We start from the raw sequence: 13,689 nt of genomic DNA, 5'->3' as shown, positions 1-13,689 counted from the left end.
CGTCAAAATGTTGACCTTAGTGGGCAGAACTGGTTAGGTCCTACATGGGGATTGCACCCGCTGTCCTTTCTCGCTGGCAGCCTAAACGTTTAGAAGTATCATTATCCTCACTTGTATCATGTCAGATAGAGTACCACTCTATTTTATAGTTGATTGTTATCGCTCCTATCACAGCGAATCAAACTAAAATGCTCCACAAATGATTAAAGTCCCACCTTGGTCTATTCAGTTGTCAATGAACAGCTAGGAGGGACTATTTTATATTACCATTTATTCGCTTAGGAAAATCTGTTAGACCTAACAAATAATCTGTACTAACATGATAAAGATTAGAAAGTTTAATTAACACTTCAATAGACAGCTGTCTCTCACCTCGCTCAATTTTAGCATACGCTGAATGAGTTAAAATGAGATGGTCAGCTACATCTTTTTGAGTAAAATCATAATCTTCTCTCAAATCCCTTAGCCGTTGGTACATCTAGCTTTCTCCTATGTCCAGTATAAAGTATATTTCATTCTTTTCTTTCAAATTGTCCAAATTGGACAGAAGGAGGTAACAAGCATTGTGATGTAAATAAAAATGCACCAGGTTCCCCCGTGCATTTTGTTGTTCGAAAAATAATCATTCACCTTTTATAACTTAATTCTTGTCTATAAACTCTTTTAAGAAGAGCAACTGTAAGTATGAAAAATACACACAAGACCAAAATACTGCCCTCAATCCCAAAAATACCACCAGTATACAAATCTCGCCCCGTGACATCTGTACAGAAAAAACTACAAGGAATTTTTATCCCACTCACATTCATTCCTAAAGCAATACACGGTAAGCTATTCCATATAAAATGAAATCCACTCCCCAAAGAAAGATTTTTTGTAAAAACTCTGAACAATGACATCAATATCCCAAAAAAGAACAATGTAAAAAATGAGATAATTGTGAAACCACCATTCAAAGAGTGAACAAATGTAAAAGCAAGGGCTTGAATTCCGCTACTAATATACAAGTTAAAACTTTTCAATAAAATCCCAAAAATTTGACCTCTGAATAAGAATTCCTCTGAGTAGCTTTGTACAAAAAATCCGACTATTAATAATAAATATATTGGTGAATTAGGTAAAAAAGAACGACTAATACTAACTTTTGATACTATTGCAATAGCAAGTAAACAAATCGATAATATAGCACAATGAAACAAAAACAGTACATTTGTGGTATAATGTACTTATGGCATATTCATTAGATTTTCGTAAAAAAGTTCTCGCATACTGTCAGAAAACCGGCAGTATTACTGAAGCATCTGTTGTTTTCGATATTTCACGCAACACCATCTATCAATGGCTAAAATTAATGGAGACTACTGGCGAGCTTCATCACCAAGTTAAGGGAACCAAACCAAGAAAAGTTGATAGAGAAAAATTAAAGAACTATCTTGAAGCTCATCCAGATGCTTTTTTGACTGAAATAGCTTCTGAATTTGGCTGTCATCCAACAGCTATTCATTACGCTCTCAAAGCTATGGGATATACTCGAAAAAAAAGAGCTGTACCTACTATGAACAAGACCCTGAGAAAGTAAATCAGTTCCTTAAAGAATTTAATAACTTAAGTCACTTGACACCTGTTTATATTGACGAGACAGGGTTTGAGACATATTTTCATCGAGAATATGGTCGATCTTTGAAAGGTCAGTTGATCACAGGTCAGGTCTCTGGAAGAAGATTCCAGCGGCTATCTTTAGTCGCAGGTCTTATAAACGGTGAGATTATAGCCCCAATGACCTACAGAGAAACCATGACGAGTGACTTTTTCGAAGCTTGGTTTAAAACATTCTTACTACCCACTTTAGATAGACCATCTGTTATCATTATGGACAATGCAAGGTTTCATCGGATGAGTAAGCTAAAAGAGTTATGCAAGGAGCAGGGTCATAGACTTTTACCACTTCCTCCTTACTCACCTGAGTATAATCCCATTGAGAAAACATGGGCTCAAATGAAAAAACACCTCAGAAAAGTATTGCCAAATTGTGATACTTTTCTTGAGGCACTTTTGTCCTGCTCTTGTTTCAATTGACTATACAATTGTTCCAATCAACATACCCAATAAATACTTACGGGCATATTCCCCAATATTGATTCGTTTACATAATCCGAATTTATAGGAAAATTGACATCCAGATAATAAGATTAGCAAATTTGAATATTGAAAAAACAATATATCCAATAAATTCGACCTTGAGTTTCCGAAAATAGCAAGATAACAAAAACCACTTATTACTTTACAAGAAATAGCATAAAGTAATATCCTAACAGCACTTTTCAATGAATTTCTAATTTCCATTTTTTATAGACGTATTCTCTATCAAATCATCTTTTTTGACCCTACTGTTTAAAATACTAATTGTGAAACAAACTAAAACCGCTACACCTATAGTCAAAAGTACGATAATTAAATTATTCAACTGATATAGGTAGGCTACAAAATTCCCATAATTGATACAATGATTATAGCAACAATAATGGGGACATTTATTGATTGTGTAATTTGGCCTACCAGAATTGAAGATAACACTACGATAAGTACCAAAAAGCCTGCAAAAATAGTCACGCAGATGACTTTTAATACATAAACAAACAATCCAGTTGATAAGAAGCCAAGAGAGTGTCCTACAAAATAAAAAATAAGATTTTCAAACAACAAAACAGGAACTAAGCTCAATAAACAATGAATAGATAAAGAAATAATTTTACTTAGGAATATCTCAAATCTGCCACCAGGAAACAAAAATGTAATTTCCCTTGCATTCCCGATATATTCTTTCAATAACAAGCGATTTAAAATGACAACATTATAAATAACAGCTACTGATACTGTTAATGTTGATGCTAAAGTCATTATTCCAGCAGAATCAGTTAAAATAGAGTTTGACTCAGATTGTTCAAAACGCCCTACCAAACTGAAAAAAATCAAGGCAGACAGGTTGACTAGTATATTTGTCCACATAATTCCTCTAAAATGGCGAATGTGGGTATTTAATTCATAAATAATCTGCTCTTTCATACACTGTGTACCTCTTTTATTTCTCTATAGAATTGTTCGAAAGTGCCGAAACCTTGTCGCTTAACTTCCATAACATTTGTGTCAGCCAAAACTTCTCCTTGCTGGATAACAATAAGGTGATCAGTTATCTTCTCTAATTCGGCAAATGAGTGACTCGAAATGATAATTAATTTTCCTTGTTTTTTGAAATCTTTCAATAGCTGCTGAAGCAAAATGATTCCCTCTCTATCCAGTCCATTAAACGGTTCATCTAGTATCAGTATCTCTGGATTATGCAAACATGCTAAAGCAATATTTAAGCGTAGCTTCATACCCAAGGAAAATCTAGAAATCTTATCACCTGAGGAGACATTTAGTCCAAATTGTTTTAGATAGCTTTCAACATCCACAAATGGACAAGAATAATAACGTGAATGATTTTCAAAAGCCTCTTTTACAGTATAAGCTCCAAAGCTATCTGGAAAAGGAAAAACCACTCCAACTTTTTTAAGGAAGTCATTATAATTGAAAGAATTTACGATTTTATCATCAAGAGCAACGGTTCCAATAGGCTTACTTAAGCCCAAAATACATCGGAATAGAGTTGTTTTTCCTGCACCATTATCTCCGATAACACCATAAATTTGCCCATAATTCAAAGTGAGGCAGATATTATTTAATAGCGTCTTGTCCTTGACAACTTTTGTCAAATTAAAAATCGATAACCTACTCATCTTTATTTCCTCCTTGATAATATTGTTAGTGATAAGATAAACCCTAAACAAGACCATGTAATAAGCACAATAAAATTCTGAATACTAACATTTTCTAGCTGAAAGATAGATGAGCGTATTATCTGACTGGATGGTACAAAGGGTAAATAATCATATAAAGTTATCATCCACGATGGTAGCCTATCTGCTGCATAGAGAATCGGAGAAAACAACAATCCACCAATCATAATAAGCTGTGTGACTAAGGAGACAAGATTCGGTGGGAGAATATAGGCAATCGCAAAACCAACTGACAACAAGGAAAAAATAATCAATAATACAGACAAGGTAGAATTGAGCCCAATTGAAACTTCCAATCCAAAACCAAATTTGCTAATCAATATACTTGATAAAATTCCTGGTAGACATAGTAATCCCCAAATCAATAAATCAGACATCAGTATCTCTATTCTTGAAACAGGCAGAGTTTTCTGATAGTCGTAAATACCATTTTGCTTGGCTTCGCTAATAATTTGAGGTGCTAGCACACAAGTAACGGCAATCACATTTATAGCCATAGCTCCTGTAGACAGATAGAATTTCTCTGCTTGATTAGTTGCATTGGTAATAAATAGAAAACCATAGATAACCGCAAATGATAAAATGATTTGAACAACAACAAAAACCGGAATATAAAACTTGTGACGAAGTAAACTCCATTTTACCAAGCCTCCGAATTTAGATAACCTTTTTTGACTAGTATTCATTTATGTACTCCTCGTAGTCATCAGAGAGATTTTTCAACTTTATCTCGTAACTAATTATTTTATCTGTTTTCAACAAATCAAAAATGACCGATATTACCTCTGTCAAATAGCCATCCTCGACTGTAAACATCAAGCGTTTTTCGACATTATCATATTTCAAATTATCGTGATTCATGAAGTTAGAAATTACTTCTTCATTCGCCCCCGATAGTGAAACTTGATGTTTTAGCTGGCGAGCATTTTTTGTTTCTGATACCAGCACATCTCTTTTAATGCGTCCTTTATCAAACAGTAAGTATCTGTCTGCGTATCTCTCCACTTCAAATAAATTATGACTGACGATGATAACTGTGGCGCCACTATTTGCAAGAGAACGCAAGTAACGCCATATCAAGCTCCTTCTAAATGGGTCAACATCATTAGTTGGCTCATCTAGAACAACAATAGATGGGCTATCAACAACTGACATCGCAAAAGAGGTTAATCGCTGAAGTCCACCCGAAAGCTTTTCGCCAGGCGTATGCTTCCATTTGCTAATCTCCAAGAAATCAATCAATTCTTTGGTACGGCTTTCAATCAAAGAAGAATTCATTCCTTTTACAGCACCAATACATTCGATCGCTTCCTCTACTGTGACTCCCTTAATCGGAACTTGAAATTGTGGCATGGAGGAAACAAGTTCTCTCGCCCTTCCTGGATGATTGGTTACATCTACTCCTTCAATATGTATTGTTCCCTCATCTGATGCTACTGTACCATTTATTTGATTCAAGAAGGTGCTCTTCCCAGCTCCATTATGACCTATAATTGCAACAATCTGACCACTATAAAAAGTAATACTAATATCATTTGTAACAATTTTTTGACCGTAAGACTTTTTCAAATGACTTACAACAATAGTTTCTTGCTTCATAAATACCTCACAATTTTTGCTATAAAAAATAAAAGAAGTAAAAATACTAAGATAGTTATAATAACGCTAAAGATACGAACTACTCTCCATACTATCTTTTCTTCATTTGTTAAAGAGTCTCTACTATTATCAAAATCATTTTTTAAAAATGGATTATCCAATAACATATATATCAGTAAGCGACCATCTGTATGTTGTGTTAGTCTTAACTGCCATAGTAGTCTAAAAATCATAATATAGATAGACATAGTTATATATGCATTGAAATAATAATCACTCATTAGGAATAAACCAGACAGGATAACACTGTCAAGCAATGGACCTGCCAAAACAGCCATGATTCTTTCAAAAAGTGGCCAAATCCAAACATGTGTCAAATCAACTGTTGCTATTGATTTTTTCCAAGAAAAGTGTAAAACTCTACATAGACCTGTAACATTATTTGAAAACAAAATATGCATTCCCTCGTGTATTATTGTAGTAAACAGGGAAAATAATATTCCAAATAGTAATAGTAAAACTTGGTTCACTCTACCAAAATCATATTCAAGAAAGGGGAGATTCGTTATACAAAATAAATTGTAAACTATAGAACTTCCTCCAAAAATGATTACAAAAATTCTAAGAAAAATTAGGTAGCTATTATCAGGTTTAGGGACAGAATTACCACTTTTAAAGAAATTATTCTCTTTCAATAATTCAAATAAAGGCTCGTCACTTAAATGATGATGTAACGAATCTATAATAGATTCATTCCAGGTAATTTCATCAAATACTAATAATTCTGAACCTGTTGAATAGAGCAAGTAATCATTTCGACGAGTTTTCCTAAAGTAAATTTCTTGATTGAGTGACTCTATAACAATTACTTCAGTATTATTTTTTGTCATAATATCTGAAAATTTCCCACTTTTGAGCATCTCCATTGCCACATGTTGGGCAATCGTCAGCGTATCGCTCCCAAGATGGATGAGTAAATGAAGAACCATCTTCATAGTTAATCTCATATTGTGTACTGAGGCTACTTGGTCTCGCATAACCAGTTAGGACACGAACTGCCTCATCAACAATAGCTGCTGTAAGTTGAAAAATAGCTGGTGCATAAGCAATTGTTGGTGGATTAAAATCAATATTTCTAAAGCCTACAAACTGCTCTACAAATTTATCATCATGTAAAGTATAATGGATATTCAAACAATCAAAACAACCAGTCACTTTAGGAATGACAGAAAATACCCGTCCCCGACTAACCTGCGAAGCACCGAATACACAAGGTAAACCTGCTTTAATAATCGCTTGGTTTACTGTTTTTTGTGCTTGGAAAGGAGGTTCGTCAATAACGCAGATGACCAAATCAATACCTTCTGTAAATTCTAGTACATCTTCTGGTGTCTCAATTTTCTTGTTAAAACCTTCGACATTGATTGTAGAATTCATTTCTCGTAATGCATTAACTGCCACATCTACTTTAAGTTTCCCTAAATCAGACTCTCTATACAGCAACTGTCTACCCAAATTACTTCTCTCAACTCTATCATAGTCCACAACTCGTACTGTTTTTGGTCCTAATCCTGATAACAGTGTCAAAATGTTTGACCCACCACCTCCAAGTCCAAGAAGTAAAATTGAGCTGGAGCTAATTTTTTCTTGTATGTCTATTGGATTTCGGTCATAAGTCATGTACCTACTGAAATAACTAATATTTGGATAGTAACGCTCATCTAAGTCATCCAAGACTTTACTAGGAGTCTCTTCAATCAGATTCTCTGCACTAAGAATATCCAAGCCATCTACGACATCTTCTGCCGTTAAATCTGGAAATCTATCAATCATATGCTTGATAATTTCACCCATCTCCCTACCATCCAGAACCTTTACCAACTCAAGCAACTTTCCTTCTGGGTCTTCAAACTCAGTCGTAATAGAAAGTTGAGCTCCAATGCGAAATAATTCATCATTTAATTGATATACTGGATAAATAGGTTTTACTCTTGGTCTAATGTATTGAAAGTTCATATTTTACCTCTATCATAAATACTGTAAAATGAAAACGCATGAATAATACTTCCATGCGTTTAACAAAATTTTGTACAAAAATTTTTAACAAATTGCGAGCTATTTTAGTGCAACAAATACACTTCTACAAACTAATAGCTCGCAGAACCGCATGTAGCAACGTCACAATAAATCAGACAATAATCCACCAAGCTGTAGCATTAGCACTTTCAGCTTTACGTACTTTGATGTTTTTCATACGCTTGTTATCTCCTTTCTAAATTGGTTGGTCGACCATTTTAAGTAGGGCAGACTTGCTCTGCTACATACCTCCAGTATGTAGATTGATAATAACATACTTTTGGTATGTTGTCAATAACTGTACTGGAAATTTTTGTTAATTTTTTTACTAAGGAATGTTTCTAAAAAATTAGCATCAAAATACAACGGACAAAATGATTAGGCAAGTTATATAAAAATGTGTTATAATTGTTATTTAGTTACTCTGTCAACAATAATAATTTATTGATTTTACTGACATAAATAAATTGAAAGGAGAGTTATTTTATAGAATATGGAAAGAACCAAAGAAACGATACTTGAGGTCGCAACTAACCTTTTTTTAACTAAAGGATACGAGCAAACTAGAATTTCTGATATTATAAGTGGCTTAGATGGTTTGACCAAAGGAGCAATTTATCATTATTTTGAATCTAAGGAAGATATTTTTGAGGCAGTTGTCAAAAAAATTGGTTTACAAAACAAAATAACGTTTGATAGGATAAAATTTTCCAAAGATTTAACAGGTTCTGAAAAAATAACACAATTAGTGTCTCTTAGTATAGCTAACGGCAACATGGAAACTATAACTACCATTTCGCCAAAATTACTTGATAGCCCTAAATTACTTGCTTCATTTTTAGAACAAATACAAGAAATTACAATACCTGAATATTTCTACCCCATTATTACAGAAGGTACTCAAGATGGATCAATAAGGACGGAGAATCCTCAACAGCTTGCTGAATTGATAGCCATTCTACTCAATATTTGGCTAAATCCCTTGATATTTGAAAGTTCTAAAGCTACCATTGTCTCAAAAATAGATATGCTAAATAAATGTTTGGAAAGCTTCAGCATTAAGTTTAATATCGATATGTAGCCAATAATGCACCTAGGAATTTTCTAAATGAACTTCTACTTTCTTTGTCATATACTTATACACTACTAAAAACTCAATATCTATCTCATATCTTAATAGTTTGACAAAGAGAGAATAGACCTCCAAAATCTATTCGAGACCTACTTCGCTTTTACTTGGATGGCCTTTACGGTCAAGGAAAGATAGAGACTGACTAATCGTCTGAACGAATTTCTCTAGCCTCCTAATCTTATATTCGTAATCATCTATCCATTTCATCATGGATTTTTGATTTTCTGCTATTTCTTTCTCAACCCCTTCTATTTTTACAGCCGCAGTCAGATTCATCTTGGCATAATCATACCTGGCTAGCCGTCTGTTTTCTGGGTCAGAGTTATTAAGATTGAGCAGGACTTCTGCTACTTTGTTGAGATGAGCGACCTTATCCTGCAACTCCGTAATGGTCAAATCCAGCTGGGCGATGTCCTTGATTAACTCATCTTTGACTTCCTGGTAAGATTTGTTGTTGATGTCTAATTCAATAAGAAGATTAAGCTCTGCTATTTTCTCTTTGAGACTGGCCATAGTCGGGCGTCTGCGTTTAGGGATATGCTTGCTGTCGTGAGTGAGTTGGCGGATTAACTCCCGTCCTCGCATGTAGCGGTTGAGGTCAGAGTTCTCTTTATTGTAAATGAAAAACTGGGCGGTCTCTCGGATAAAGACATGGTAGGTCTTGTCCTGATCACTCTCATGAATATCCAATTTGCGGTTTGGTATAAAGACCAAGCCGTCTTTTTTGATACCATAATTGATTCTGACAAAGAGACCGTCTTTAACTAACTTGTCAATCTGGTGCTCCGCTAATGCAACTTCAAACTCCTGGACCTGGTCTCGTTTTTCTTTGAAATCCTTATAGGCCGCCAAGAGTTCCTCAATTGGGAGCTTGTCCTTGTCCCGCTCTTCTTGGTAGGCTTCAAAGTCTGAGACCAGGTTAGCCAAGTCATGTTCTGGTGTGATGTCTCTTTTATCAAAATAGTCCTCAAAAAACTGGACATCGTAGAGGTGTTTTGTGCTGACCTTTTTGTTCTCAATGGAAATTGTTCGGTCGTCCTCTTTCAAGGTAAAGGTAACATGCTTTTTCTTCGGGGAGATTTTCAGGTTTAACTGCTCTGCTATTTCCAAAAGATGAGAGAGGTTTCGTACTCTGGGCAAGAGAAAATCCAGTCGCTGCTCAATAGCTCGTGTCGCAAAATGCTCTCTGAAATAATCCTCGGTGTAGGGCTGGCGCTTATACAGCTGATGGCCGCGAATGACCTGCTTCATGTCTCGGTCGGTCATGAAAAATCTGGCGTACTTGCGAGAGAAATCCATCTCCACGTTGAGAGCGGAAGCCTTGACCACAAAGTCCTCAAAGTTCTTGCTGTTCTCCATGAGAAAATAGAGACGCTGCTTGAGTTCAAACTTGTGATTGGTCTTGCGATAAGTTTCAAACTTCTCATGCGAATAGCGATTGGGCGGAATAATCTTTGCCCCTGACTCCTTCGCCAAGCGGTCAGAAATCATGCGAAGATTTCTCTCCTGGGCATAGTCCCATCTGAGCTTCTTGTCAGAGTTTAGGTCAACAGAGTTTATCAGGATATGATTATGGATATGATTCTTGTCTGTGTGAGTCGTGACGATGAAACGAAAGTTGCCCCCTGTCAACTCCTTGATAGTCTCGTAACCAATGCGATTGATTTCCTCTGGTGTCAGCTTGTCTTCAGGAGAAAATGATTGAATCAAGTGGTGTGCATGGATTTTGGTCTGCTTGAGTTGCTGGCGGTCGTTTCTGGAATCATAGAGCCGATCATTGTTGGTCAAGTTTGCCTGATACATCTCCACCAATTCCTCATAGCTGGGAAAGTCCAAGTAATTGCTCATGCCAAAATCAGAGACCAGTTTCAGCTTCTTCGTCTTTTCTGGATTGAGAATATACTTGATGAGGCTCTTACGATACTTGGTGCTATGCACCGCAAAGTGTTTAGTGACGACCATAAAACTCCTTCAGCTGCTGACACTTTATGTTAAAGTCCTTCTCCACTTCCTTTATGAGTTGGCCAATGCCTTGCACCAAAAATCCACGGTCGCTTGGTGTTAAGATGTGAGTCTGGTTGACGGTCCGTGCGATTTGATTGAGGTTGTTTCCGATTCGTCTCAACTCAAATACCAAGTCGTCATAGTTACTGGTGTCAATGGTCAGAAAGGTCATGTTGGGATTGAGCAGAACTTTTCTAGCATAAGCAGAGAAATTTTTACAGCCACTCTGACCGATACGGTTGTTCAGGGTTTCCAACTCCTGGTCTGTCAGAAAGACTTTTTTGAGGTTGGTACGGTAACGATTTTCCATATCTAACCTCCCATGTACTTGTCACGAAAATCTGGGCTAAGTGGGATAGCCTTCTCCACTTCTGCCATCAGCTCCTGCACACAGGTTAGGATAATTCGCAAGTGCTCTGCTGTAACCTGATGGGTCTGTTCAGCCATGATAGTCACTTGTAAAATGTCTCGACTGATTTGTTCAATCTTCTGGGACTGCCAGAGGGCAAACCAATCCGTTACTGCCTGCTTCCTCTCAACCAAGTCCATCAGCTTTTGACGGACAAAGGGAGAGAATTGCTCTGCGTGTTCCTGCTTCATCAGCTCCTGAATCTGCTCAAGTTCTCCTGGTGTCAGATTGATTTCCTTACGGATAATACGATAGTGGTCTGTCATCTCGTTATACTCCTTCTCTACTTGCCTCTATCGGGTCAGCCCCGATACCGTATGGGATACGGGTGCTTCCTAAAAGCCTCAACGCTTCGCTTTTCGGCTTTTGCGAGCTCAGTTATTGTGTCCACAATAACCCAAAAATCATATCACCAGCCGACCAAAAACTTCCAGTTTTGACAGCTAACGATATAATAACTTGGTGGCTCCGCCCCCAAACCCCGAGTGAAAAATCAAGAATTGATTTTTTTTAAGTAATAAGATAAGAATAGCAAGGGAGAGTTGGAAAAGTTATCACAGGAAAATTGTATAAGAAAAAGAGAGCTGAACGCTCTCGTATAAAAATTTACATTATGTTAAATATTGAATCTTACCAAAAATACTCTCAATATTCTCTAGCGTATTTTCTTGAATATCTGAAATATAGACTACAAAAAGTTTTATTTTTGCTCTCGAACATGCTACATAAAGAAGATTGCGAACTTCTTGAAATTGTGAATCAAATTCAGTTAAAATATTATAATTTTCAAAAAAATATTTACAGTAATTTCTCCTCCGAGCAAAGTTATCCTCTAACACAACAACTACATTATCAAATTCTAGTCCTTTTGAACCGTGCAATGTATAATAGCTAATACCGTCGTTTTTTAAGTCATCAAAAATATAATTATACCACTTGATAAATTGAGAAATATCTAACATAAAAAATTCATCAATAACTGTCATTTCTCTTTCGGAGTCCTCTTCCGAATCTTGAAAATAGTAAAAATAATCATACGCTCTGTTTTTGATATTCGATAAAATATTTTCGGCACTACCATCTATCGAGAATATTTTTCTTAAAATATCTTCACCTGAGATTCGCCCTTGGATACCAACAATTTTATTAATACATTTATCAATGGTCAATGTCGATAAGTTAATTTCTTGCAAACTACTAATAAACTGTCTCATATCTCCAAATGTTAGTGTTGATTTAGACGATGCTATAAACTGAACAATTTCCTTAACAGTTGAATTAGGAACTAACGACTTTTGAATAAAGTCTATGAAAGTTAAAATCTCTCTTAAAAACCATCCCATATGCTGTAAATTCTTCTGTAAAAATTCATTAGTAACATTTTCATAGTTAGTACCACTAAATCGAGGAAACTTTTTCAAAACTGATAATAGTTTAGGAAATCCTCGAGCATTTGAAATGTCATCATTTTTCATTAAAAGGCAGGCTGTATTATCTATCAGGCTATTTTCCTGTAAAAAAGTATCTAAGTTAAAATCATCATCAGCTACATAAAATTTATAAGAACCATTATCAAAATCAGTATATATAGATTGTTGTCCAAAATTGTCATTTCTAATTTTTTCAATTAATTCTACAATCTGTTTAGAAGAACGACGATTAAAGATTTTCTCAATACTCTTGTATTTTTCTTTATTAGGAAGTTGTCCTATTCCTGAACCATAAATATTCTGTAAAGTATCTCCAAAAAAACCTACCACAAAGTTTTTTTTTAATTTTGAATATTCTCTGATACTATCAATAATCTCAATAACTTTTTCATCCGTATCTTGATACTCATCAACTAATATGTAAGGATAACTATCTGAAAATAATCTCTTTAATAAATCATAACTTGTAATAATATTTTTGCAGTAACGTAACAATGTATCATGGCTAATAACATAATTTTCAAGCTTATCTCGGTTTTGAGTTGGATTATAGTTAATTTTTTTAGATTTTTTATTTTCAATGTCCTTCAATGTTTTTGATAATCTACTCTTTTTATTAATGTCCTTCACTAAATTTTTAAAATTAGAAATATTACTGAGATAGGGTTCAAAGTAGGTATCATAACTTTTCATTGCATCTCTAAAATCTCCAGCAGAAGTACCGTAATGACTATAGAAAGCTTTTATAAAGTCATCCTTACATACAACATTTTGAAACTCATTCTGCTCTAGACTTCCCGAAAGAGAATTATCACTTATCTTTTGCTCAATTCCATTAAGCTCATCTTTGATTTTTTTCTCATGTTCTATCGTCAGCAGCTCTTGCTGGATCGCAATAAATCCCCAAAGAAATTCATGAATGGTAGAAACTACTACCGAAGAATTTTTCCCAAGTCGATCAAGAATCTCATCTTTAGCAGCATTAGTATAAGTGATACATAAGATTTTTTGATTCCTTAACTTTAAATTTTCTCCTTCCGTCTTCAAAATATGCTCAATTGATTTTTGAAGTGCATAGGTTTTTCCTGCTCCAGCACCAGCATCGAAACAAAAGCTCTCAAAGTTATCTAAACATTCATTAATTTCTTGCTGAATATCTAATTCTAATTGCTTATTTTCTGGATTAATTGTATATGTCATCAC

Annotated in this window: 14 protein-coding genes; 2 read left to right on the top strand and 12 right to left on the bottom strand. The window is 35.1% G+C overall.

Annotation, left to right across the window (positions count from 1 at the left end):
- Positions 1–253: 253 nt before the first annotated feature.
- Positions 254–478: a helix-turn-helix transcriptional regulator gene (locus tag AB1F57_RS05625; protein ID WP_167786433.1), complete on the bottom strand. Its 225-nt coding sequence runs from the start codon at positions 476–478 to the stop codon at positions 254–256.
- 148 nt (positions 479–626) lie between these two features.
- Positions 627–1,199 (bottom strand): lysostaphin resistance A-like protein, encoded by a 573-nt coding sequence (locus tag AB1F57_RS05620; protein WP_367986251.1) that lies wholly within the window; start codon positions 1,197–1,199, stop codon positions 627–629.
- Positions 1,200–1,228: 29 nt separating this feature from the next.
- Between AB1F57_RS05620 and AB1F57_RS05615 the strand changes: the two genes are divergently transcribed.
- Positions 1,229–2,076 (top strand): IS630 family transposase gene (locus tag AB1F57_RS05615; RefSeq protein ID WP_367985866.1). Its coding sequence is split into 2 segments (ribosomal slippage): positions 1,229–1,532 and positions 1,532–2,076, totalling 849 coding nucleotides; the frame shifts between segments, so codons are not numbered across the junction.
- Between the two features lie 402 nt (positions 2,077–2,478).
- Here the strand turns inward: AB1F57_RS05615 and AB1F57_RS05610 are convergent.
- Genes AB1F57_RS05610 through AB1F57_RS05585 form a run of 6 tightly spaced genes read right to left on the bottom strand, consistent with a single transcriptional unit; the run spans position 2,479 to position 7,451 of the window.
- Complete coding sequence (locus tag AB1F57_RS05610; protein ID WP_367986250.1) at positions 2,479–3,063, bottom strand: accessory regulator AgrC; 585 nt, start codon at positions 3,061–3,063, stop codon at positions 2,479–2,481.
- Positions 3,060–3,776, bottom strand: coding sequence for an ABC transporter ATP-binding protein (locus AB1F57_RS05605; RefSeq protein ID WP_367986249.1), 717 nt, complete (start codon positions 3,774–3,776; stop codon positions 3,060–3,062). The genes AB1F57_RS05610 and AB1F57_RS05605 overlap by 4 nt, the downstream gene beginning before the upstream one ends.
- A 2-nt stretch (positions 3,777–3,778) precedes the next feature.
- Positions 3,779–4,522, bottom strand: a complete 744-nt coding sequence (locus AB1F57_RS05600) for an ABC transporter permease (RefSeq protein ID WP_001098119.1) — start codon at positions 4,520–4,522, stop codon at positions 3,779–3,781.
- Positions 4,512–5,435 (bottom strand): ABC transporter ATP-binding protein, encoded by a 924-nt coding sequence (locus AB1F57_RS05595; protein ID WP_167786431.1) that lies wholly within the window; start codon positions 5,433–5,435, stop codon positions 4,512–4,514. The genes AB1F57_RS05600 and AB1F57_RS05595 overlap by 11 nt, the downstream gene beginning before the upstream one ends.
- Entirely contained in the window at positions 5,432–6,325 is an 894-nt protein-coding gene (locus AB1F57_RS05590; protein WP_245170013.1) for a lantibiotic ABC transporter permease, read from the bottom strand. The genes AB1F57_RS05595 and AB1F57_RS05590 overlap by 4 nt, the downstream gene beginning before the upstream one ends.
- Positions 6,312–7,451, bottom strand: a complete 1,140-nt coding sequence (locus AB1F57_RS05585; RefSeq protein ID WP_167786430.1) for a ThiF family adenylyltransferase — start codon at positions 7,449–7,451, stop codon at positions 6,312–6,314. The genes AB1F57_RS05590 and AB1F57_RS05585 overlap by 14 nt, the downstream gene beginning before the upstream one ends.
- Before the next feature lie 553 nt (positions 7,452–8,004).
- Between AB1F57_RS05585 and AB1F57_RS05580 the strand changes: the two genes are divergently transcribed.
- Positions 8,005–8,592: a TetR/AcrR family transcriptional regulator gene (locus AB1F57_RS05580; protein WP_167786429.1), complete on the top strand. Its 588-nt coding sequence runs from the start codon at positions 8,005–8,007 to the stop codon at positions 8,590–8,592.
- 129 nt (positions 8,593–8,721) lie between these two features.
- On the opposite strand, the gene AB1F57_RS05575 is transcribed toward AB1F57_RS05580, so the two are convergent.
- From AB1F57_RS05575 to AB1F57_RS05560, 4 genes are all read right to left on the bottom strand, one after another.
- Positions 8,722–10,605, bottom strand: a complete 1,884-nt coding sequence (locus tag AB1F57_RS05575; RefSeq protein ID WP_167786428.1) for an SAG1250 family conjugative relaxase — start codon at positions 10,603–10,605, stop codon at positions 8,722–8,724.
- Positions 10,592–10,957 (bottom strand): plasmid mobilization relaxosome protein MobC, encoded by a 366-nt coding sequence (gene mobC / locus AB1F57_RS05570; RefSeq protein ID WP_017768985.1) that lies wholly within the window; start codon positions 10,955–10,957, stop codon positions 10,592–10,594. The genes AB1F57_RS05575 and mobC overlap by 14 nt, the downstream gene beginning before the upstream one ends.
- Before the next feature lie 2 nt (positions 10,958–10,959).
- Entirely contained in the window at positions 10,960–11,322 is a 363-nt protein-coding gene (locus AB1F57_RS05565; RefSeq protein ID WP_024376479.1) for an SAG1252 family conjugative relaxosome accessory protein, read from the bottom strand.
- 345 nt (positions 11,323–11,667) lie between these two features.
- Positions 11,668–13,686 carry an ATP-dependent helicase gene (locus AB1F57_RS05560; RefSeq protein ID WP_167786427.1) on the bottom strand — a complete coding sequence of 673 codons (2,019 nt, stop codon included), beginning with the start codon at positions 13,684–13,686 and terminating at the stop codon, positions 11,668–11,670.
- Positions 13,687–13,689 lie beyond the last annotated feature (3 nt).

The sequence above is a fragment of the Streptococcus nasisuis genome (genome assembly GCF_040836615.1).
Classification (GTDB): Bacteria; Bacillota; Bacilli; order Lactobacillales; family Streptococcaceae; genus Streptococcus; species Streptococcus suis_V.
Note: the sequence above shows the minus strand (reverse complement) of the source record. Positions and strands in the feature narration are given on the sequence as shown.